The organism is Actinotignum schaalii, assembly GCF_028864145.1.
Taxonomy (GTDB): Bacteria; Actinomycetota; Actinomycetes; order Actinomycetales; family Actinomycetaceae; genus Actinotignum; species Actinotignum schaalii_B.
Genome location: NZ_JARBHJ010000006.1, coordinates 19812 through 39533 on the forward strand (window position 1 = coordinate 19812; position 19722 = coordinate 39533).

Here is a 19722-nt window from a genome sequence, read left to right on the forward strand (position 1 = left end):
GGTATGAGCGTTCCGAGCACTCCGGAAGAACTGGAAGCTGCCGCTACCACCCCCGCGCCCGCGGATGGCCTCGCCGGCCGGTTCGTTGTTCACCCGAATGAACACCCGGCCACCGAAGAGGAGATTAGCCAGGTGCTGGCCGGCCCCGGTTTCGGCCGCTACTTCACTGACCATATGGCCCGGGCAACGTGGACCGCGGAAGAGGGCTGGCATAACCATGCCATCGTGCCCTACGGCCCGCTCAGCCTGGACCCGGCCGGCGCGGTACTTCACTACGGCCAGGAAGTTTTTGAAGGTTTGAAAGCCTACCGGCATGCGGACGGTTCGCTGTGGCTGTTCCGACCCACCTACAACGGGGCGCGCCTGAACTTCTCCGGGCATCGCTTGGCGATTCCGGAACTGCCCGTGGATGATTTTGTGGCCTCGCTGGTGAACCTGGTGCGCCAGGATCGGCGCTGGGTGCCGGGCGCGGAGGGGGAATCGCTCTACCTGCGGCCCTTCATTTTCGCCTCGGAGGCTTTCCTCGGGGTGCGTGCGGCTGCCGCGTACGAGTACATCGTGCTCGCGTCGCCAGCCGGGGCGTATTTCCCCAATGGTTTCCAGCCCATCAAGGTGTGGGTGGAGCCCGATTACCATCGCGCCGGCCCCGGAGGTATGGGCGCGGCGAAAACTGGCGGGAACTACGCGGCCTCGCTGCTGCCCAAGGTCACCGCAAGTGCGGCCGGGTACGATGAGGTTCTTTTCCTTGACGCCGCAACCGCCACGAACCTTGATGAACTGGGCGGGATGAACGTCTTTGTGGTGTACGCGGACGGCAGCGTGGCCACCCCGAAACTCACCGGCAATATCTTGCCCGGGAATACCCGTTCGTGCATTATGCAGCTGCTGCGCCGCGCCGGGGTTGAGGTGCGCGAAGATACTCTCGCTTTGCGTGATGTGGTGAGCGGTATTCAGGACGGGAACGTGGCAGAAATGTTCGCCTGCGGGACCGCGGCCGTTGTGACCGCTATCGGCCAGCTCACCGGGGAGGACTTCAGCGTTGAGCTGCCCACCCACACCGTGGCCCAGCGGATTTACGAGGAGCTCACCGGCATCCAAAACGGTACCCGCGAAGATCCCTTTGGCTGGATGTACCGGATCGCCTAGCGGGGTTGGGCGGCGTTACGCGCGCGGCGCTGGGGTGAGCGACGCCCGCGGGTTTGGGCTAGTTCGTTTTGTGCGTCTGGGCTCGATACTGGCGCGGCGGCGGGACGAGGAAACATCCGGCACCAGCGGCTACCGTCACGGTGAGCGGAGTGGGGAAGAGGTCTTCGCCATCGACCGCCGGAATAAGGTCGGGCATCTCCAGGCGAACACTGTTTACCTGGATTTGAGTGACGATATCTTGCAGTTTGGAGAAATCTCCGGTGTAGATATTGCGGAGGTTGCGAGCCGCGGTGCGGCGCGATACCGGGCTGACGACGGTAAGTGCCAGCTTGCCGTCACGCGGATCCGCGTGCGAGCACATTCGGATCCCGCCTCCGTAACTGCTGGTATTGCCAACCGCGCACAGGGTAGCTTCTAGGGTGAAGGGTTCGCCGCCGTCGATGCTCAAGGTGAGTGGGGCGGTGCGCATGGCTGCTACTTCGGCAAGAACCGCGAGGAAATAGGCGGCCGAACCTCCTGGCCACCGGATCTGCTTCGCCCGCGCGTTAATGCGGGTATCGATACCCGCGGCGAGGATTGAGGCGAAATAGCGGCGCTCGGGTTGGGAAACACCGTTTACTTCGCGGGTGGCTAGGCCAAGGTCTGTCATCACGGTATACCCGGATGCGATGACCCGGGCCGCTGCGCGCACATCGAGGGGAATACCCAGGCCGCGCGCAATATCGTTCCCGGTTCCTCCCGCGACTAAGCCGAGCGGCTTGCCGGTACCGGCCTGCTCCTGCACGATGAGATTCGCCAGTCCGTCCCCACCGCAGGTCACCAGGGCATCAATGTCTGGATCGGCCAGTGCTGCCCTGGCGTTCTTACGAGTTTCCGCGACGGTGGTGGCGTAGTTTCCTACCACATCAACGCCATGTTTGAGCAGCTCGGCTGTGATATGGGCAGCTAGAGAAGTGGCGCGGCCCTTTCCCGCGGTCGGGTTGGTGAGAAGAACGACGCGGCGGATCTGGCGCCGCCCCTCCGGATAGCCGTTGTGCTGGTGCTGTTGCGCCGCAGAATCTGACATAGTGGCAAGCCCTCTTTCCCTCGGTGGTGGTGGCGCGCTCCGAGCCTCATAATTCCCTGCCGGGGCCGCGCCCGAAAACACCGCTCACAGGTGAGCACTGTTCCCTCATCGTAACCGAGCTACGGAACGGGCGCGCTCGGTGTCCGCTAGGCTGGCGGTATGGCAATGACGTATCGCTCGGTAGGGAAGTCGGGCCTGATGGTGTCCGCCGTCGGCATCGGTGGTAATAATTTTGGCCGCGCCCATACGCAAACCGAAACACAAGAAGGCACGGATGCGGTTGTGCGCGCGGCGCTCGAAGAAGGAATCACCACCTTTGATCTTGCCGACGTGTACGGCAAAGAGCCGGGGCTTTCGGAAACCATGTTCGGAAAGGCGCTGCGGGAAGTGGGGGAGCGGGCCCGCGACGTCGTCGTTATAACAAAATTTGGTATGGATATGCAGGGGCGTAACGGCGCTGATTACGGGGCGCGCGGTTCACGGCGCTACGTGACGCGGGCCTTGGAGGCATCCTTGCGGCGGCTCGGCGTGGAGGCGATTGACCTGTATTTTTATCACACGCCGGATGGGGTGACGCCGCCCGAGGAGACGCTCGGGGCGCTTTCGGACGCGGTGCGGGCGGGTAAAATTCGGTATTACGCGACGTCGAACCATGCCGGGTGGCAGCTTGCTGACGCTTCGCATTTGGCGGCTGTTCGGGGGTTTGTGGGCCCGATTGCTACCGAGTCGCATTACAACTTGATTGACCGACGCGCGGAACTCGAGGTGGTGCCGGCGGCGCAGCGCTTTGGCCTGGGGATCTTCCCGTACTTCCCGTTGGCGAACGGATTGCTGACGGGCAAGTATCGGCGGGGTGAGGCGCCGCAGGGTTCGCGGATTGCGCACTCTAAGGCGGCGTTGCTCGAATCCACGGACTGGGATCAGATCGAGGATTTTGTTGCGTTTGCGCAGGCGCGCGGCTTGACGCCGGTGCAGGTGGCGATGTCGTGGTTGGCCTCGCGGCCGTGCGTGGCATCCGTTATTGCCGGTGCGACGACGCCGCAGCAAGTCCGCCAGAATGCAGCCTCCCTGGTGTGGGAGCCGAGCAGCGCGGACTTAACTGAGCTCGACGCAATCTTCCCGCCGCCGGAGAAAGTGGCGTTGTTCTAGGGCTTGTGGGGGTGGCCGTCGGGCTTGGAAGATTGACAGAAGTTCTCATGTGTGTTGGTTTTCCAGGTTCGCCTCCATCGACTAGGCTCGTAGCGAGCGGTTTTCCACGCTAAGGCGTGGGTAGGTCAAGGTTTGATGCATTGCCTAGGTGGGCCGTTTTCCCCGTGTAAGCGGGGGTAACAGTGTTTGCTGGCCTATAATTCTTTCCCTTGCGTCGAAATATGCAGACGCGAGAAAAGATATTATATGGACATGTTTGATGCTTTTACACCTGATAATCATCTGGTAGTCTTGTTGTATCTCAAAGGAGAGAAAGCATGGAAAAGTGAAGTGATCCAGGTTTCTTCCTTTTGAGTAGATAAGGACATCTGGATTATGTCGAAGAAATTTGATCAGGAAACTAAGAACCGTGTTATCCGCCTTGTTGAGAAGCGGATCCTCGCCGAGGGGATATCTTTACAAGATGCGTGCAGGGTCGTAGCGTCCAAACATGACGTTTCCTGGCATACGGCCCGCCGATGGGTTCAGCAAGCCCGTAAGAACGGGCCGGTTAGGCGGGCGGAAGAAGACGTGCTCGCAGAGAACATGCGGTTGCGCCGGGAGAACCAGGAACTCCGCGACGTTAATGAACTCCTGAAAGCCGCGTCGGCCTTTTTTGCGTGTCAAGCAGGCCACCCACATCAGACATTGTGAGTGACGGCCAGGAAGATCCTCACGCTAGAAGTCTCCGGTGAGTTGGGGACCACATTCACTGTTGAATTTCCGTCACATTGCTGGGACTTGAACATTCGGGGTTTCCCACGCAAGACTCGGATCATGAGTAACCGTGATAAGCGCGAAAAACAACGTTTGCATCGAAGCGCAGACACGGCCGAAGCTAAAATGAAACGTTTAGAACAGCGGCGCGAAAAAGGACTCGCAGCTAAAGATGCCGAGATCGTGAGGCTGGAAAAGGCAGGTGAGGTGTTAGCGAGAGCTGTTGTCTCTGCTTATCTCTTCTCCGAAAAACACGGAAATGGTTAGTCGGGTCGGTCAGTGTCATGGTGATATTGCGATGCATGGTGGTGACAATCGCGGAGCTCTTCCATCGGTGACTCGCCAAATGCTGGTGTGGCCATAGGATTGCCCCCGCTCGCGCGGGGAAGAGATAGTCTGCTCCGGCTTGGCCTCAACAACCTTGGAATTACCCCCGCTCGCGCGGGGAAGAGCAGAGACCACCATTTGCCCCATCGACCCTTCAGGAATTACCCCCGCTCGCGCGGGGAAGAGCGCCGACCGAACTGCCCGCCACTGTGGACACGGGAATTACCCCCGCTCGCGCGGGGAAGAGAATACCCGGGGCAAGCACCTCCACATTTTCAGGGAATTACCCCCGCTCGCGCGGGGAAGAGAATACCCGGGGCAAGCACCTCCACATTTTCAGGGAATTACCCCCGCTCGCGCGGGGAAGAGTCAACAGCGCAGCGTTCAATATTGCGCAGCTTGGAATTACCCCTGCTCGCGCGGGGAAGAGACCAGATCCAGGCCCTTCTTTTGCGAAAGCGGGGAATTACCCCCGCTCGCGCGGGGAAGAGGAACTTGGTGTCAGGGGAGGGTATCCATGCGTGGAATTACCCCCGCTCGCGCGGGGAAGAGACGCCATGACGACGGAACGCAGGCGACACCGCGGAATTACCCCCGCTCGCGCGGGGAAGAGTCCTACCCTCGGCCCTGTCGTAGGTAAGGTTAGGAATTACCCCCGCTCGCGCGGGGAAGAGAATACGCCACCACACAACTAGCCGCCCCGGTAGGAATTACCCCCGCTCGCGCGGGGAAGAGGGCGCTCCTCCTCCCCTCTGGGGAGTGAAGAGGGAATTACCCCCGCTCGCGCGGGGAAGAGCTTTTATTGAAAATAATAAAAGCAGCGATGCTGGAATTACCCCCGCTCGCGCGGGGAAGAGAGCCATTTCTGATTATGGCCATTTTCGGCGAGGGAATTACCCCCGCTCGCGCGGGGAAGAGCCTCAAACTCCACCGCGAGATCATCCGGGGCGGGAATTACCCCCGCTCGCGCGGGGAAGAGAAGAGCAGCACCGGCGGGCTAATGCCCGGCTTAGAATTACCCCCGCTCGCGCGGGGAAGAGAAGAGCAGCACCGGCGGGCTAATGCCCGGCTTAGAATTACCCCCGCTCGCGCGGGGAAGAGTTCAGCCCCCGCGGGAACATACGCGCTCAAGTGGAATTACCCCCGCTCGCGCGGGGAAGAGTCTTTGAGCCCAGCGGCTTGGGCTTCTGCTTGGGAATTACCCCCGCTCGCGCGGGGAAGAGTATTGCGCGGAAGATCATGAAACCATTTTCGAGGAATTACCCCCGCTCGCGCGGGGAAGAGCCGCTCCGGGGTGCGGGTATATTGAATTTCACGGAATTACCCCCGCTCGCGCGGGGAAGAGCTGCGCATTCCGCTCCGGCTCCGACCGCCCTCGGAATTACCCCCGCTCGCGCGGGGAAGAGCGGCAAGGGTTGCCGAATCGGTGCGCAGCGTGGGAATTACCCCCGCTCGCGCGGGGAAGAGTGACGGTCGCGCTCCAATGCGCGCGGGTCGATGGAATTACCCCCGCTCGCGCGGGGAAGAGATCAGCAACGCGGGGGCGATTAGTAGGGCTGTGGAATTACCCCCGCTCGCGCGGGGAAGAGGACGGGACCCTTTCCCTTTCCCTGGAAGCAAAGGAATTACCCCCGCTCGCGCGGGGAAGAGGGGCTTTCAGGGCTTCTTTATATTCCTTGAGGGGAATTACCCCCGCTCGCGCGGGGAAGAGTAGGCTAGGCGCTGCGCATGAAACATGAGCGCGGAATTACCCCCGCTCGCGCGGGGAAGAGTACCCGTGATCTAGCAGCAGCGATTAGCGCATAGAATTACCCCCGCTCGCGCGGGGAAGAGGGCAGGCCGTGGCATATTCCTTGAAGCTAAGCGGAATTACCCCCGCTCGCGCGGGGAAGAGTGTGGGGGTCATGGACGGCTGAACGGCATAATGGAATTACCCCCGCTCGCGCGGGGAAGAGAGCACCCGAAAATCAGGAACACCCTCGAACTTGGAATTACCCCCGCTCGCGCGGGGAAGAGTCGGTCCGGTTTGCTACGGCGCAGGTGGCGCGGGGAATTACCCCCGCTCGCGCGGGGAAGAGGGGACTACTACTACAGCGACGTGTACCCCAGCGGAATTACCCCCGCTCGCGCGGGGAAGAGCATAGCTGGCTGCTTGCTGGATTTGCCACTGTGGAATTACCCCCGCTCGCGCGGGGAAGAGTCCCGCGTATCACGAGCTTTTGGATTCAAACCGGAATTACCCCCGCTCGCGCGGGGAAGAGACCCACACCCAAAATCTCTGCGAGCTCTGAGCGGAATTACCCCCGCTCGCGCGGGGAAGAGTATCCCGCAATGAATACGATGAGCTGGCTACCGGAATTACCCCCGCTCGCGCGGGGAAGAGAATGCCTGGAAGATGATGAAGAGATGACGGCAGGAATTACCCCCGCTCGCGCGGGGAAGAGCGGCTTTCATGCTCGGTAGCTTGGGTTTCGGGGGAATTACCCCCGCTCGCGCGGGGAAGAGGGTCAAGGCTGTTTATAATCCGGGCTTCGAGGGGAATTACCCCCGCTCGCGCGGGGAAGAGATTGCCTGACCTGGTTGTTTATCGGCGGCGGACCCGGAAATCGCAATGGAACAGAGTTCCAGATTTGCGGCTCGCCGGGAGATACGCCGATTCGCCGAGCGTAACAACCACGTTAGTTCCCACCTCTTAAATTTAGCTTATTCCGGCATGCCTATCTTCATCGGACACAGGCTCGTGCCCCCGATTATCCCGTTTGGCTATAGTGACCGTGCGCTTGCGAACCCGGCTCCTCCGTTCGCGATGAATCGGCGCATTGCTAACCGAATCAGGAGAGCTGAGCGAAGCACCTGGCAGATCGACATCATCCGGTTCCACACCAACTGCGTCCTCCGCACCCGTCCCGATAACCAGCATGCCATCCAGATCAAGGACAGGACGACTGCCACTTCCCGTGCTGCGTAGCGCGAAGCCTTGCTCACGGGCGGCGTCGTTATAAATAAGAGTGAGACTGCCGGAACCAGCGGCGGATACCGCGCGTTCCCACAAATTGTCCCGCACCCGCGCGGAAACAACGCCCACGTACAATCCGGTGGTGACCTCGGAAAGAAACCTGCTCAAGTATCCGCGCAGGTGATCTGGGATGGCGACCGCATTAACAACAACGAACAACACAGCCTCCTTATCCGTATTGGATGTGGCCGGAAACTTCAACGTTATTACCGGAGATGAGTCGGTCGTCGTCGCGCGCGGGGAGGAAAGGCTGGAGGATGTCCATGATGGTGGCGAGCATATCGGGAAGAATGCGGTGGTCTACGATAGCTCTCCGCACCGCTTTGCGGACAGCCGTCATGGGGTCTTCTTCACGCGCGGCCGCGAACACCAGAGGAATCGTCACGCTCGGTTTGAACAGATCCGCGAGGTCAAAAAGTAAGGAGCGCGCGTCGCCGCGGTGAATAATCCCCAGTGCCGGGTTGATCCCCAGTGCCGCGCACACGGAAGCTGCGCACCCGTAGAGTATTGAATTCGCCAAGTTCAGGCCGGCATTGACCGGGTCGTCCGAGGAAGTATCACGCGTGAAACTCCCGGTTCCATATTTTGCTGCCATCGTGCGGTAGGTATTGCGCATGAGCTGCCCCTCCAGCCCGCGCATGGTGGCAATAGAACTACCAGGCGCATTCTCCACCCCCAGCTGCTTTTTGTAGAGCACCAGCGCGGCTTCGCGCTGCCGGGCTTCATTACTCACCAGCCGGGCTTGTGCAATGGCCCATCGTGCGCTCGAGGTGAGCGGCGTGGCGTGGGTATACAGGGGCACGCCTCCTCCGCCGGTGATAAGAACGGTGGTTCCGGCGCGGGCACAGGAGGTCAGCGCTGCGCTAGAAATTGAGGTTCCGGGGCCCAAGGTAAGCACTGCTAACCCGGCTACGGGGAGTTGGATCGCCCGGGCACGGGTGCCTTCCAAGGATCCATTCTTTCCTTCCCGGCCGGCATCGTAGGCCACTACGCCCGTGCGCGATTGGCGGATTTGCACGTATTCGAGGTAGAGGAAGGAGATCCGGTCCTCAAGGCGCACCTGCTCGCTCGCCTTGATAGTGCGGAAGGCCAGAGCCTCATCTGAGTAAGCCATGTTTACTCCTTCCCGGTGGCGGGCTGTGCCGGTGCGCCCGAGCAGTGGGGATCCGGAATGCTACCCGGCACAACGAGCCCGATGAGCGGGTCGTAATGAGCTGCGCCGTCGTTTAAAACGTGGTACCGGCAGAGTAGCGACGGCGCATTTTCAAGCGATGTCGCATCCGTAAACAGTGTTTTCGCACGACCCGTAACCGTGACCGGAACGGACGCACGCAAAGCGCGGCGTATGCCTTCACGGTCACTGCCGCGCAGCTTCCCCAAATCTTCAGGGTCCCCGGTCCACGCGCCGGGGATAATATCCGGATCGCCGCATACAATCAGGCGGGTGGTTTCAACTTCAATGAGCCTGGTTGAGCGCTCGTCCCCGAGGTTTTTATCACGCTGCGTCATGGCGGTGAAAGATTGCACCTGGGAGCTTTTGCTCAGGCAATATTTCATATCGTACGTAGCGTTCCGGGCGCGGATTGCCGCCAGTGATTTCTTCGCGAATTCATTGAGTTCATCGGGTTTATCTTCCTCGATATCCGCCAGCAGCAGGGTGCCAGTATCTACAAATTCCTGGCAATCCTCCGGGATTCGGATGTTGTTGTGTTCTTTGAGCCATTTCTCCACGCGTGCAAGTTCGCTGGCTAGGTACGGTAGCTGTTCCCCTTCGGTGCCATTAATAGCGACGACGGACACTCGCGGCCCGCTCAGTCCCGGCACTCGGGTGGCGCGGTTCGGATCTGCGGAACGCCACAGGCGCCCGGCACGCTGAATGAGGGACGCCGCCGGGCATAGCTCGGTGCGAAGCAGGTCGAGGTCAATATCTAGGGAGGCTTCGATTGCTTGGGTTCCGATAACCGTGAGCGCCGCGCCCGTGCTACCCGATCCGATTTCGTGTTCGAGGAGTTCAGCGTTACGACGGCGATGCTCAGCTGTCATGCGGGAATGGAGGATAACAACGTTGCCCTCGGCGGCGAGGGCTCGGGTGAGTTCCTGGGCACGCGCAACTGTATTGCACATGACTCCGATGCGGGCCTGGGGGTAACGCCGCCGCTGGTCACGCACCCAATCGCGGTGCGAACTAACGAGCTTGCAATACTTTTCGGTACTGCGGTCAATAGTGAGGGTACGGGGCGGGCCGTCGGGGCGAATACTCCGCAGCTGGGTTCCGGTGGTATCCAGGTTTTCCAGGAGGGGGAAGTGCGCTTCGCCTTGCGGGGGTTGGCCCGTATACGCCTCGAGGTAGGTGGCGCGTTGAGCGGAGGCGAGGGTGGCGGAAAGGAAGGTGACCCGGGTGTTCGTGGCGCGCAGCCAGAGCAGAAGGTTGCTGAGGAGACCGCTCTGGTACTGATCGAGGGTATGGACTTCGTCCACAACAACGTGGGCATTGGCCAGGGCGAGGAGCCGCAGGTGTGTCCATTTTGCTGGTAGGGCACCCAGGAGTGCCTGGTCCACTGTGCCGACGCAGACGGGTGCCAGAAGGCGGGAGCTTCCGGAGCGAACGAAGTCGGTGGGGAAAAGGCCGGCTGTGCTAGCGCCGTGCTCCGCGGAGGTGATGCTGGCTCTGCCCGGGGCTTCGCTGCGGTCATTCCCCACGGTGACCGGTTGATTATAAAAATCTTCGGTGGAGGCGAGGGAATGCGCGAGGGAAGCAACATTGGGCGTTCCCGCGTAATAACGCTGGATACGCCGCATAAGTGCATTCGAGGTAGCTTGGGTGGGAAGTAGGAAAATGAGACGTTCGTTCGCGGTGGCGTGCCGGAGTAGAGCCGCTTCGGTTTTGCCGACGCCGGTGGGGGCCATGACATTCCAGAGTCCGCAGCCTACCCGGGTGGCTTCTTCCTGGAGCGGGCGCGGGGTGTGCTTTCCGAGGATTGCCCGCTGGCTTTGCTCTGCGGATTCCCATCCGTGGTACACCCCAACGGTTTCTTCGATGCGAGCACGGGCGCGGGCGCGGCATGCGGTGATCCACCCGGCTGGGTCGTCAAGGGTGAGTTTCCCGGCCGCGAGGAATTCCTGCTGGGCGGCCACCCATTCGGTTCCCGAGGCAATGCGGTCGGCGAGCACGGTGAGGCCGGAGAGTAAGATTGTTGCGGTGGGCGAGAGTTCAGCCGGGAGTTCAGCCTGGGTTATGCCAATGCTTTCTTCCAAGCAGGAGATAAGATCATCGGCGAGGGCAAGCCAGCCGGTTTCTTCCATGTCTTCGAAAAGGTAGTTGGTCTCTTCACTGTTCCAGGACGGGGTCTCGAAATGGCCATGATGGCCGAGCGCCGGGATGTATTTCCACGACGGTACTGCATATGCATCGGGAATGATCGCCTTCCGATGCAGTAGCAGCGCTGACATTTTCTGATGGTGACGGATATCGGGAGCGTAATCCTCACAGAAGTTTCGAGACCACTCGGAAATGTCACCAAGTTGGGGTTCGTTAGTACAGAGCGCGGTCCGAATCTCATCCCACTGCGGCCCCTTCTGGGTTTGCTGGTATTGGAATACCGGACAGGCTTTTCCTAGGTCATGAGAGCCGGCCACCCATTCCACCACTTCCCGTTTTCCCGCAGGCCCGAGAACTGTGCGTAGACCGGGCCTCAGCCAAGTTTCGTAGAGGACTCCGGCAGTAGTTGCGGTATCCAGCAAGTGGGCGAGAAGGGGGTAGGACGTTTCCGTACCGCGCTGCTTTGCCCATACGTTGGGGTGCGTGCGCATCACGATAGTGCCTGGACGGAGAGGAGTCCGCAACCGTAGCTTTTTGCACGTCCAACCCCGTTGGTTTGGGCGGTGAGTAGTGCTTCGCTATCTCCCACGGTTGCAACTCCGTTGATCGTATCGATCTGGACGGCGCGTTTGTTTTTTCCCGAACCGGTGGTGAGAATTTCGCGCCGCGCGTCAATGATCTCTGTATTCGTGAGGGCGGGGGCTAGTTTTGCGCTCAGCCATTCAGAGAGGCTTGGGACCCCAAGTTGAGATTCCTCACCGTCAAGCGGAATTGACCGAGTTCCCCCGGTGCCAATGCGTTGAATCGCATTGATTGCGATGCGGAACGAAACTGGAGTTCCAGCCGGGAGTTCCTTGAGTTCAACTTCTTTCATCGCGGCCTCGTGGGGGAGGTTGAGTTGCGGAACCGGTTCGCGGGATTGGATAAGGAAGAATGGGGCATCTCCGGGAACGTGATCCAAGCGGAAAAGAATCCCCATCTCCGCTCGGGGGTGTTCCGCGCCGGTCTGTGGGAAGAGTGCCATGATCGCGCGGTGGCGTACTTGCGGATCCTTCAGTGTCCATCCGCGTTCTGGCTTGTGCAGGGCCACGCGTGAGAGGAGTGTGTGCACCGGTACTTTTGTTAGGAAGATCGGTTGAGGTTCCGATGTGTGTTGATCTGCCATATTCGTCTCCGTCGACTAGGCTCTTAGCGAGCGGTTTCCACGGCTAGCGTGGGTATTTCAGGGTCTAATGGATTGCCTAGATAGGCCGCTTTCCCCGCGTGAGCGGGGTTAACAGCGTTTTCGAGGCTGGGTTTCTCCCTTATCTTGAGTTTCATATTAGCGGGGAGAAACGCAATTGTAAAGACGGGTCAAATGGATTGACAAAGCATTCTTCTCTTGTTAGTCTCGTTTCATCTCAAAGGAGAGGAAGCATGGAAAAAATCAATGCTTTGACGGACATTCCGTTACTGGTTACGCTACGCGGACGATTATCGGTTCGCGATGCGCTTCTTGATGCTCATATTCTAAAAGGGTCCTCCGACAAAGAAATGGGCCGCGAACCGGTGGTCCTGGATAAATCCGTCCCGGGCTATGTGTATGGTGCAGAGTTGCGACTGTTAGCGGCGGTCGTTGCCGTGGTTTTAAGGCAGTCTAATCATGCTCACTGGGATCCATTCCGGATCGACTGGGAACGCATTCTCTCGGAGGGTCTTGAACCCGAGGCGATTGACAAAGCTATTGAAATACTCGCACCGGGGTCCTTGTTATTCGATGACCGGCAGCCGTTTATGCAACGGCCCGCTGAGCCGATGCGTAATGCGAAAGATAATGAGCGCAAACTCGGAAAAGGGGAGCTGCGGCTCAAGAAGCTGTTACCTTCCATGATCTCCGACCAAGGTGAAGAATTCTGGAGTCTGCTAACACAGCGCGATACTCTTTCCCTGGAGGATGCGGCGCTTTATCTTCTCGCCTATCACTGCTATTCGCCGGCTGGAAATAACTCTTACGCTGGCCAAAAAGCTGAAATGGGAAGTCCTGGTTTCCATTTTGTCGGCGTAGGTATGACGGCTACCGAACTGATCTGGGAAGGCTCGTCGCTTCTTCATACGCTTTTAGCGATGATCCCACGCTCATGGGTAGAAGGCGACGGTTTACCAGCATGGGCAGATCGAACCGGATCTCGGGGTGGGACTGATCATCCACTATGGCGGGCTACCTGGTCATCCAATAGTGCTGCCTGCTACTGGGAGGATAACGAGCTCGCCGGTGTGCGCATCGGTGGCGTTCCACCGGCGTGGGTTCCCCCAGAAGCGGGAGCAACGAAAGAGAGCCGAAAAGCTTACTGGGTTGAGCGCGATCAGAGCGATCCTTTCTACCTGTATTTGCCTAATAAGTCCGGCGAGTTAAAGGCTCAGCGAATGGACGTAGGGAGGGATGCGACGGATCTTGCGGTGGAATGGGCCGCACGCGGCAGACTGGCACAAGTGGCCGAAGCGCATGATCGCATTGTTTCCTCTTCTGACTGTCGGTTGATATTCATCCGCCATTACATCGAAGGAACTGCCTCTTCTCCAGTTATCCGTTCCTCGCGGGTTGATGTGGCAGATCCGCAGCTATGGGCTTTCGGGCTATCTGATCGAGCACAGGGTCAAGTCCGGCGCCATGCAGAGTTCATCCAGGCTCTGCATTACTGTGTGATCCAACCTTTCCGACGCGCACGCGGGGCGGCCTCTGTTGCCTCTAATGGAATGCCCACCGTTCTTGACTCGCTTGAAAACTATCGGGATTCGGCATCGGATATTTTCTGGCGCGCGATCACCCGCTCTTATGAAGATTTTCTTTCTCAAGTGACAACCGCTGAGCGGCATCCTGAAGAAATCCGTGCGGCTCGCGGCGGGGCTGCTCAGGTTGCGCTCGGAGCTTTCAATGAAGCTATTGCACCCTATCGGGGGCAAGATCCGGCGCTCTTCGCGGCAGTTTATTCGAATGTTGCTCGTCATATTCGGGCTGTCACAAAACAATTTGATGTTCCCACGGCTTATGAGGAGAAATAACAATGACACAGATAGATACCCCGCAACGGGAGCCTTGGAAGGCGTTGTTGTACGAAATCTTGCAACGGCGTAAAGATCCTGACTATCGCGCTGCGCGTGCCGCAATTCGGCAGGGTGCAACGCCGTTCACTCAAGTGCGTGCTTATCCCTATGTGCTACCAGCAGTGCCCGAAGATGCACGCCCCGAGCAGCGTAATGCCTTGCTGCGAGTGGCAGCCTTGGCTGCGGAATATGATCGCGTGCCTCATTCCCACGAAGGTAAGCGTCGCAACAGTTTGGGGCGGTGGGCATATCGCGTGGCAACCGCTGAGAACAAAAACGGACGCGCACAATCAGTTTCACCAGATAATCCAGGAATGATTGCCGCGCGCCTAGCGTACCTACACACCCAAGATATGGAAGAAGCAGCTCGATCCATCAAACGAATTTTTGATGTGGCATCAACGATTCCGGGTCTGGTTCCTCCTGTCAATTATTTCGATATTGCCGATACGTTGATGCGCTGGGGGAACGGCCTGTCACCTCAATCTCAGCACATTCGAATGCGAGTAATAGAGGAATTCTATTCCGCACCTCAACTTGCGGTTTCGGATCAACCTGAAACCGTTCCTGCCAAAGCTTCTGAAAACTAAAACCATAACCGAGAGGACTAATCATGTACCGTCACCTAACCCTGCATTTCCTTACTCCGATCAGCTACTCGAATCTCAACCGTGACGATTCAGGAACCCCGAAGCGACTCATGGAAGGTGGCGTTCTCCGCGCCATGCATTCCTCGCAGGCCATCAAGCGTGGCGCACGCGTCGCCTACGAAACTGCCAGCCTTGACGTTTCGGTGCGCTCTGGCAAGCTCGAAGAGGTTATTCGCGACGCCGCACTCAAGCTTTCCCCTGATCTGGACCCGAAGAAAACCCTGACAAAGGCTCGCGCTCTCGTCGGTCAATTCACGAAGAAGCAGGCGAAAGCCGATGCTGATGATGGTGCGGGAGTTGCTGAAGCGGATCGTTCGATCTGGTTGAGTGGGGAAGAGATCCAGGTTGCGGCGCAGGTCGTGGCCGGCGAAGTCGATCCTGATACGGAGTTCGTGCTTAACGGATGCACCGGTTCCCTCGCCATTGCCGCTTTTGGGCGTATGTTTGCGGCGAAACCTGAGAAGGGTACAGAAGCCGCGCTGAGCGTATCGCCTGCGGTGACCACCCACGCTGCCACCATTGGCACTGACTATTTCTCGACTGTTGACGATATCCGTGAGCAGAATAAGTTCACCGGGGAAGAATCCCGCAGCGGGGCTACCTACCTAGGGATCAGCCAATTTACCAGCGGTATTTTCTACCGCACGGTGACGATTGATAGGGAACAACTCCAGGCGAGTTGGACCGCTTTTGGTAAACCAGAGGCGGAGGAAAACCTACGTCAGATGATCACCGCTCTTATTTACGGCCAGCCGCGCGGTAAGGAACATTCCACGGCTCCCTACACGCAGCCGGTCGTTGCCCTTGCCGAAGAACAGCGCTACCGCTGCGCCTACAGCTTTGAAACTCCGGTGCAACCAGATAGTTCCCGTGGCGGTTTCCTCGAACCCTCCGTGCGAGCCCTAGGAGAGCAATTCCACGCTGCCCGGCGCTTCGATCCCGATAATTTCGGGGACGCATTGGCTCTTACAGGAACGTTCCCCCAGCTGGAAGAGCTGTTTGGGGTGGAACCCACCTCAAAGAACGGCCTGGTTGACACGGTCGTGGCGTGGATCTTGGGTGGCCAGAATGAGTAATCCAACATTCCTGCGGCTAGCGGGCCCCGTGCAATCCTGGGCGGGACCGCGGGTGACGGGGAACGTGGTTAACTCGGAGCTCCGGCCTACGCGGTCCGGTCTCCTTGGTCTCCTCGCGGGTGCCTTGGGCGCTCCGCGCGAACAATGGCCAGAGTGGTTGGAGGGCGCTGATTTTACAGTACGGGTTGATCGCCCCGGTCGCCTCATCAATGAATTCCAGACCATTAATCCCCGCGCTACCAAAAGCGGTCTCCGCAATGACGAACGTGAGTTCCGAACGCGCCAGTTGTGGATCCGGAAACAAAGCGACTCGGATAAGAATCTCGCTTTCACCCCGGATCAGCAAAACTCTAACGCGATCATCCGCCGCACCTACCTGGCCGGGGCTGAGTTCCTTGTGAGGGTAACGTGCCCGAATCACCAGGAAGAGGTCGACGCCGCGCTGCGCAGCCCTGCCTTCGTCACCTACCTGGGGAAGAAAGCCTTTGCGCCGTCGTTCCCCTTCTATCTGGGACGCGGCGAGGCCGACACGTTCAACCAGATCCCGGTATTCGACCCAGCCTTCAAGAAACCGAAAAAACAGGTCTGGACGTATTCGCGCGCCCCGTACACCGCAGACAGCGGGCCCGGAGCTCTCCCAGGAACGTCGAGCATGGTGGACGTGGTGAGCAATCGAGGCGAGTGGATGAACCGAGTGGCCGCGCTACTCGATCGCTAACGCCCGCTCATGGCCGACGCCCCGGAAAGCTCACCCATGAGTGGTCTTTCCGGGGCGTTCTGCGCGAATCTGTGCACCAGGCCGTAGCACCTAACAGCGGCCTAAAAGCTCAGCGTTTACTTCGCAGCCTTCTCAATAAGCGGCGTCAGCTTGTCCAAGGCCCACAGCTGCGCGGCCGGGGTACCCAGGGAGAACGCATTGGACAGGTCGCCATCCACCACGAAAGCGTGGCCGGCCGCAACCGCCGGGACCTTCTGCCAGGTGGCATCTTCGGTGATCTGCGCGGTATCAATGAAAATCGGGAATGCCGCAATGAGATCGGCATCAATCGCATCGAGCTGCTCGGCGGAGAGCTGCACAGCAAAACCGCCATCGGCCGGAGCCAGCTCCTGAACCTTCGGGTTCTGCACGAAGCCCAGCTTCGTCATGAACTCCAGGCGCGTATCGCCCTTCAGGTAGGCACCCCAGCCCTCGGAGGTCTTCGTCGCCACGGTCACGGACTTGCCCTTCCAATCGGGGTGCGCGGCCGTAACCTCAGCGAACTTCTTTTCCACCGCATCCAGCTGCGCCGCGGCCGCCTTCGGCTTACCCAGCGCCGCACCAATCATGGTGACCTGGTCCTTCGTGGAGGTCAGCCAATTATCCGCGCCCTCCGGCAGCGAGACCGTCGGCGCAATCTGGGAAAGCTTATCGTGGCGTTCCTTATCGCCCGAAGTCTTGACGTCAAGAATAAGATCCGGCTTGAGCGCCGCGATCTTCTCGTACGACAGCTCCATTGTGCCCAGGATTTCCGGGGCCTTCTCATACGATTCGCTCACCCACGGGCCCACGCCATTGCCGCCGAAAGCCAGCCAGTCAGCCGCGCCCACCGGCTGCACGCCCAGCGAGAGCGCCACTTCGGCATCGCCCCAGCCCAGAGCGACCACGCGCTGCGGGGCTTCCTTGACAGTAACGGGCCCGAACTTCGTGTCAATTGTCGCGGGGAATAACGCCTCGGTCGCGGCATTCCCGTCCGTAGCGGAGCTTGCCGCCGCGGAGGAGGAGGCAGGGGACGCCGAGGAATTGGCAGAATCATTACTCTTCTGAGAACCGCATCCGGCAAAAGCCAGGCAAGCCACCAGAACGGTGCCCGCCCACGCGGTCAGGGACTTCTTCATAACTTCCTTTCGTGGATGCCGCACTCGCGGCCGGACGCACCTGCGGCTGCGGTGGTCGTGTGGTTGTCACTGAAACCACAGATGCCCTATTAGGATACGCTGGCGTTGTTTAATTGGGGTAGCCTGTTCTCGTTATGAACAGCACCGTCCACCACCGTTTTTCGGCACGACGCCGCGCCTGCCCTGCTCCCGGCCGCACCACCGCGCGCCGGCGGGCCGCGGCCCTCACCACTGGGATCATCGCTGTCGCGGTGCTGGCGCTCCTCTCCATTTGCATAGGCGCCCGCCCCATCTCCCCGGGAACACTGTTTACTATCATCTCCGGGGCAGAACGCGATTCCATGGACGCGCAAGCAGTGCTTACCTTGCGTCCGCCTCGTACGGTCGCCGCCCTTGCCATCGGTGCAGCTCTCGGGGTTGCCGGCGCGCTCATCCAGGCGATTTCCCGCAATCCTCTGGCCGAACCTGGGATCCTCGGGGTTTCGGCCGGTGCCGGTTTCGCGGTGACTCTCGCTATCGCGGTGGCGGGTATTAGCCGGCCGAGTATCTACATGTGGTGGGCGGTTGCCGGTGCACTCTTGGCCACCGCGGCGGTCCTCCTCATCGGCTCGCACCGCAGCGGTCGCGCGGATCCGGTTCGCCTGATCCTGGCCGGGGTGGCGCTTTCTGCCGTGCTCAACGGCATCGTGGGTGTGCTACGCCTGACTGATCCGCGTACTTTCAACGAAATCCTCGTCTGGACGGCCGGCACGCTGGAAAACCGCCCCTGGGAGGTTATCCTGCCGGTTCTTCCGCTTCTGTTCTTCGGCCTCATGGCCGCTGCCGTGCTCACCCCAGCGCTCAATATCATTGCTCTCGGTGACGACGCCGCTCGCGCACTCGGTGCTCATGTCACGGTGATCCGCCTGGCCGGTATTGCGGCGATGACGCTCCTCACCGGGGGTGCGGTTGCTATCGCCGGCCCTATTTCCTTCATAGGTCTCATGGCCCCGCACGCTATCCGCTCCTTTGCCGGGGCGGATCAACGTTGGATTGTGGGACTGTCCGCGCTCTGGGCCCCGGTCCTCCTCCTCGCCGCGGACATCCTCGCCCGCATTATTCTCCCGACCGGGGAACTTCCCGTGTCGGTCATGTGCGCCTTCCTGGGTGCCCCGGTCCTCATCTACCTCGTGCGCCGGCGAAAGGCTTTCACGCTATGAGTTTTTCGCACCAACCTGCCGCTTTAAAGTCCCCTCTGCGCCACGTCGCACTACGACGCCGCCGCCGTTCCCGCCTGGTTGCGGCCGCGGTGAGCTTCGCTTTGGCCTTCGGGTGCGTGGGGGCTCTCCTCCTCGGGGATCTGCCCCTGAGCCTGGGCGAGGTGGCGGCCTGCTTCGCCCCGGATTCGATACGCGCGGTTGCCGCGGGTGACGGTGACTTCGCGGCCCACGTGGTTCTAACCTGGCGCCTGCCACGGATCCTCGCCGCGGTGGCCTTCGGGGCAGCGCTCGGGCTTTCGGGTGCGCTCTTCCAAATTCTCACCCGAAACCCGCTCGGCTCGCCGGATATTATCGGATTCAATGCCGGTGCCTATACCGGCGTTATTCTCACCCGGACTTTCCTGGTGGGTGGAGCTGTTGCGGTGAGTATGGGGGCGCTGGCAGGTGGCGTCGTCGTCGGAATAATGATTTACGCGCTGGCCTACCGCAACGGCGTGTCCGGGTTCCGTCTCATTATTGTGGGAATCGGTATGACGGCGATGCTCAGCGCGGCGAATACCTGGCTGCTCTTGCGGGCCTCGGATGAGGTGGCGCTCAGCCTCGCGGTGTGGGGCGCCGGAACGCTCGGGCAGGCATCGTGGGCGAAGATCGGGCCCGCGCTGGTTTTCTTGGTGTTGTTGCTTCCGTTTGTGGCGTGTTGCGTGCGGCCGTTGCGGCAGCTGGAATTAGGCGACGACGCCGCAGCTGCACACGGCTTGTCGGTCGAGAAGGCGCGCCGGGGGATCCTCGCGGTTGGTATCGCTTTGACCTGTGTGGTGACGGCGGCGGCCGGACCTATTGCTTTTGTGGCTCTGGCTGCTCCGCAGGTGGGGCGGATGGCGGCGGGGCGACGCGGAATTTCGCTGGTGCATAGCGCGCTAGCGGGTGCCTCGATTTTGTTCCTGGCTGATCTTTTCGCCCAATATGCCCTGGCTCGGCCGGTTCCGGTGGGTGCAATTACCACGGTGGTCGGTGGCCTTTATGTGCTGGTTGTGGTGATGTCGCAACGGAAGGGACGATGAA

16 protein-coding genes and 1 CRISPR repeat array are annotated in these 19722 nt (G+C 60.1%); of the genes, 10 read left to right on the plus strand and 6 right to left on the minus strand.

The window, feature by feature from the left end:
• Positions 1-3: 3 nt before the first annotated feature.
• Positions 4-1146, plus strand: a complete 1143-nt coding sequence (locus PWJ82_RS02140) for a branched-chain amino acid aminotransferase (RefSeq protein ID WP_016442342.1) — start codon at positions 4-6, stop codon at positions 1144-1146.
• A 58-nt stretch (positions 1147-1204) separates the two neighbouring features.
• Here the strand turns inward: PWJ82_RS02140 and PWJ82_RS02145 are convergent, their stop codons facing one another.
• Positions 1205-2212, minus strand: coding sequence for a diacylglycerol/lipid kinase family protein (locus tag PWJ82_RS02145; RefSeq protein WP_016442343.1), 1008 nt, complete (start codon positions 2210-2212; stop codon positions 1205-1207).
• Between the two features lie 159 nt (positions 2213-2371).
• On the opposite strand from PWJ82_RS02145, the gene PWJ82_RS02150 reads away from it, so the two are divergent.
• The 3 genes from PWJ82_RS02150 (at position 2372) to PWJ82_RS02160 (ending at position 4384) form a co-directional block, all read left to right on the plus strand.
• Positions 2372-3361 (plus strand): aldo/keto reductase, encoded by a 990-nt coding sequence (locus PWJ82_RS02150; protein WP_016442344.1) that lies wholly within the window; start codon positions 2372-2374, stop codon positions 3359-3361.
• A 375-nt stretch (positions 3362-3736) separates the two neighbouring features.
• The gene (locus PWJ82_RS02155) at positions 3737-4054 is read left to right on the plus strand and encodes a transposase (RefSeq protein WP_016442345.1); all 318 of its coding nucleotides are present in this window, start codon (positions 3737-3739) and stop codon (positions 4052-4054) included.
• 123 nt (positions 4055-4177) lie between these two features.
• Positions 4178-4384, plus strand: a complete 207-nt coding sequence (locus PWJ82_RS02160) for a hypothetical protein (RefSeq protein ID WP_155875821.1) — start codon at positions 4178-4180, stop codon at positions 4382-4384.
• Positions 4385-4479: 95 nt separating this feature from the next.
• A CRISPR array of direct repeats spans positions 4480-7010; the repeat unit is 29 nt; unit sequence GGAATTACCCCCGCTCGCGCGGGGAAGAG.
• Positions 7011-7142: 132 nt separating this feature from the next.
• Here PWJ82_RS02160 and cas2e read toward each other — a convergent pair.
• Genes cas2e through cas6e form a run of 4 tightly spaced genes read right to left on the minus strand, consistent with a single transcriptional unit; the run spans position 7143 to position 11944 of the window.
• Positions 7143-7622, minus strand: coding sequence for a type I-E CRISPR-associated endoribonuclease Cas2e (gene cas2e, locus PWJ82_RS02165; RefSeq protein WP_231366661.1), 480 nt, complete (start codon positions 7620-7622; stop codon positions 7143-7145).
• A gap of 7 nt (positions 7623-7629) precedes the next feature.
• Complete coding sequence (cas1e, locus tag PWJ82_RS02170; RefSeq protein WP_016442350.1) at positions 7630-8574, minus strand: type I-E CRISPR-associated endonuclease Cas1e; 945 nt, start codon at positions 8572-8574, stop codon at positions 7630-7632.
• 2 nt (positions 8575-8576) lie between these two features.
• Positions 8577-11270 (minus strand): CRISPR-associated helicase Cas3', encoded by a 2694-nt coding sequence (cas3, locus tag PWJ82_RS02175; protein ID WP_274735125.1) that lies wholly within the window; start codon positions 11268-11270, stop codon positions 8577-8579.
• Positions 11270-11944: a type I-E CRISPR-associated protein Cas6/Cse3/CasE gene (cas6e, locus tag PWJ82_RS02180; protein ID WP_274733440.1), complete on the minus strand. Its 675-nt coding sequence runs from the start codon at positions 11942-11944 to the stop codon at positions 11270-11272. Before cas6e ends, cas3 begins: the two co-directional genes overlap by 1 nt.
• A 251-nt stretch (positions 11945-12195) precedes the next feature.
• Here cas6e and PWJ82_RS02185 point away from each other — a divergent pair, with 251 nt between their 5' ends.
• Genes PWJ82_RS02185 through cas5e form a run of 4 tightly spaced genes read left to right on the plus strand, consistent with a single transcriptional unit; the run spans position 12196 to position 16304 of the window.
• The gene (locus PWJ82_RS02185) at positions 12196-13818 is read left to right on the plus strand and encodes a type I-E CRISPR-associated protein Cse1/CasA (RefSeq protein WP_274733442.1); all 1623 of its coding nucleotides are present in this window, start codon (positions 12196-12198) and stop codon (positions 13816-13818) included.
• A gap of 2 nt (positions 13819-13820) precedes the next feature.
• Positions 13821-14450, plus strand: coding sequence for a type I-E CRISPR-associated protein Cse2/CasB (casB, locus tag PWJ82_RS02190; RefSeq protein ID WP_274733444.1), 630 nt, complete (start codon positions 13821-13823; stop codon positions 14448-14450).
• Positions 14451-14473: 23 nt separating this feature from the next.
• The gene (locus tag PWJ82_RS02195) at positions 14474-15586 is read left to right on the plus strand and encodes a type I-E CRISPR-associated protein Cas7/Cse4/CasC (protein ID WP_274733446.1); all 1113 of its coding nucleotides are present in this window, start codon (positions 14474-14476) and stop codon (positions 15584-15586) included.
• Complete coding sequence (gene cas5e / locus PWJ82_RS02200) at positions 15579-16304, plus strand: type I-E CRISPR-associated protein Cas5/CasD (RefSeq protein WP_274733447.1); 726 nt, start codon at positions 15579-15581, stop codon at positions 16302-16304. Before PWJ82_RS02195 ends, cas5e begins: the two co-directional genes overlap by 8 nt.
• Positions 16305-16420: 116 nt before the next feature.
• Here the strand turns inward: cas5e and PWJ82_RS02205 are convergent, their stop codons facing one another.
• The gene (locus tag PWJ82_RS02205) at positions 16421-17461 is read right to left on the minus strand and encodes an iron-siderophore ABC transporter substrate-binding protein (RefSeq protein ID WP_274733449.1); all 1041 of its coding nucleotides are present in this window, start codon (positions 17459-17461) and stop codon (positions 16421-16423) included.
• 134 nt (positions 17462-17595) lie between these two features.
• On the opposite strand from PWJ82_RS02205, the gene PWJ82_RS02210 reads away from it, so the two are divergent.
• Positions 17596-18660: a FecCD family ABC transporter permease gene (locus tag PWJ82_RS02210; protein ID WP_274733450.1), complete on the plus strand. Its 1065-nt coding sequence runs from the start codon at positions 17596-17598 to the stop codon at positions 18658-18660.
• Positions 18657-19721: a FecCD family ABC transporter permease gene (locus PWJ82_RS02215; RefSeq protein ID WP_274733451.1), complete on the plus strand. Its 1065-nt coding sequence runs from the start codon at positions 18657-18659 to the stop codon at positions 19719-19721. The genes PWJ82_RS02210 and PWJ82_RS02215 overlap by 4 nt, the downstream gene beginning before the upstream one ends.
• Position 19722 lies beyond the last annotated feature (1 nt).

Excerpts from the sequence above, each read along its gene's own strand:
- PWJ82_RS02195 (WP_274733446.1), top strand. The coding sequence starts at position 14,474 with ATGTACCGTCACCTAACCCTGCATTTCCTTACTCCGATCAGCTACTCG.
- PWJ82_RS02215 (WP_274733451.1), top strand. The coding sequence starts at position 18,657 with ATGAGTTTTTCGCACCAACCTGCCGCTTTAAAGTCCCCTCTGCGCCAC.
- cas6e (WP_274733440.1), bottom strand. The coding sequence starts at position 11,944 with ATGGCAGATCAACACACATCGGAACCTCAACCGATCTTCCTAACAAAA.
- cas1e (WP_016442350.1), bottom strand. The coding sequence starts at position 8,574 with ATGGCTTACTCAGATGAGGCTCTGGCCTTCCGCACTATCAAGGCGAGC.
- PWJ82_RS02150 (WP_016442344.1), top strand. The coding sequence starts at position 2,372 with ATGGCAATGACGTATCGCTCGGTAGGGAAGTCGGGCCTGATGGTGTCC.
- PWJ82_RS02145 (WP_016442343.1), bottom strand. The coding sequence starts at position 2,212 with ATGTCAGATTCTGCGGCGCAACAGCACCAGCACAACGGCTATCCGGAG.
- casB (WP_274733444.1), top strand. The coding sequence starts at position 13,821 with ATGACACAGATAGATACCCCGCAACGGGAGCCTTGGAAGGCGTTGTTG.
- PWJ82_RS02155 (WP_016442345.1), top strand. The coding sequence starts at position 3,737 with ATGTCGAAGAAATTTGATCAGGAAACTAAGAACCGTGTTATCCGCCTT.
- PWJ82_RS02185 (WP_274733442.1), top strand. The coding sequence starts at position 12,196 with ATGGAAAAAATCAATGCTTTGACGGACATTCCGTTACTGGTTACGCTA.
- PWJ82_RS02205 (WP_274733449.1), bottom strand. The coding sequence starts at position 17,461 with ATGAAGAAGTCCCTGACCGCGTGGGCGGGCACCGTTCTGGTGGCTTGC.
- PWJ82_RS02210 (WP_274733450.1), top strand. The coding sequence starts at position 17,596 with ATGAACAGCACCGTCCACCACCGTTTTTCGGCACGACGCCGCGCCTGC.
- PWJ82_RS02140 (WP_016442342.1), top strand. The coding sequence starts at position 4 with ATGAGCGTTCCGAGCACTCCGGAAGAACTGGAAGCTGCCGCTACCACC.
- PWJ82_RS02160 (WP_155875821.1), top strand. The coding sequence starts at position 4,178 with ATGAGTAACCGTGATAAGCGCGAAAAACAACGTTTGCATCGAAGCGCA.
- cas3 (WP_274735125.1), bottom strand. The coding sequence starts at position 11,270 with ATGCGCACGCACCCCAACGTATGGGCAAAGCAGCGCGGTACGGAAACG.
- cas5e (WP_274733447.1), top strand. The coding sequence starts at position 15,579 with ATGAGTAATCCAACATTCCTGCGGCTAGCGGGCCCCGTGCAATCCTGG.